The organism is Vibrio sp. Y176, assembly GCF_033438945.1.
On the sequence record NZ_JAWOQS010000171.1, the window covers coordinates 1 to 951 of the forward strand.

Consider the following 951-nt stretch of genomic DNA (forward strand, 5'->3'; position numbering starts at 1 on the left):
GCATCAAAGGGACGTTTTTTATCGAAATAGAGCGCAAGTATTCATTTATAAAGAGAGTGTCCCGAATTCTGTGTAACTGTCTAGACTTAAGCCTTAAAGGCTAAGGATGGACAATATGGATAAGAAAGCACTTGAAGCTTTTGCTCGTGAAGCAGCGAAGTCAATTAAAACAGAATCTGATCTGGACGACTTCCGTAAAATGTTAACCAAGGTGACCGTTGAAACGGCGTTAAACGCTGAACTCGATGAGCACCTTGGATATCAAAAACACCAATCTAGAACCAGCTCCAACTCCCGCAATGGTTACTCGGGTAAGTCAATCATCACCGATGATGGAGAGGTCGATATCGACGTCCCTCGCGACCGTGAAGCCAGCTTTGAACCTCAACTCGTCCGCAAGCACCAAACTCGATTCCAATCCATGGACGACAAGATATTGAGCCTGTACGCGAAAGGCATGACCACACGTGAAATCGTCGCAACGTTCAAGGAAATGTATGATGCAGACGTCTCACCAACGCTGATATCAAAGGTTACCGACTCAGTGCTTGAACAAGTGATTGAATGGCAGTCGCGACCTCTCGATGAAATCTATCCCATTGTTTATCTCGATTGCATTGTGGTTAAGGTGCGTCAAGACAAGCAAGTCATCAATAAAGCGGTCTATCTTGCGTTAGGCGTGAACATGGAAGGCCAAAAAGAACTGCTCGGTATGTGGCTCTCTGAAACGGAAGGTGCCAAATTCTGGCTTAATGTGCTGACTGAGCTTCAAAACCGTTGGGTGAAAGACACCCTTATCGCGTGTGTTGACGGACTAAAGGGCTTTCCCGATGCTATCAATACTGCATTCCCAGAAACGCAAATACAGCTCTGTATCGTCCACATGGTGCGAAACTCGGTCAAGTACGTCCCTTGGAAAGACTACAAAGCGGTGACGACTGACCTGAAGAA

Annotated in this window: 1 protein-coding gene; it reads left to right on the plus strand. The window is 46.2% G+C overall.

Annotated elements, in window-relative coordinates; translation table 11 throughout:
- Positions 1-115: 115 nt before the first annotated feature.
- Positions 116-951 (plus strand): IS256 family transposase (locus tag R7O13_RS24900; RefSeq protein ID WP_318304946.1); only part of this gene is annotated, 836 nt, incomplete at its 3' end.